The 322-nt window shown below is 74.2% G+C and carries 1 protein-coding gene; it reads right to left on the reverse strand.

All coding sequences use genetic code 11. The features are described 5' to 3' along the window. The coding region (locus tag ACH107_RS33710; protein WP_412509910.1) for a biopolymer transporter ExbD at positions 1-248 on the reverse strand (248 nt) is incomplete at its 3' end. Positions 249-322: the final 74 nt, after the last annotated feature.

The following is a 322-nucleotide window of genomic DNA, read 5'->3' on the forward strand; positions in this document are numbered from 1 at the left end:
GGCGCGAGCGCCTCGCCCAGCCCGGCGAGCGGTACGTCGCGGGCGTTCACGCGCAGTGCGTCCGCCCGCAGCTGCACGAAGATCGGGGCCGGCCCGTCGCCGGGCGGCCCGCCACCGGCCGAGGCAAGCTCGACATCCGAGAACCGCGAGAAGGTCGAGGACAGCATGAAGAACAGGAGCAAAAGGAAGATCACGTCGATCAGCGAGGTGAGCGAGAGCCGTCGCCGCCGGACGCCGGGGTCACGCACCGGCGGGCACCGCCGGGCCCTGCGCGGCCTCGCGGGCCGCTGACGTGGTGTCCGGGCGTAGCACCACGCCGAGC

This window comes from Roseovarius halophilus (ex Wu et al. 2025) (genome assembly GCF_047086965.1).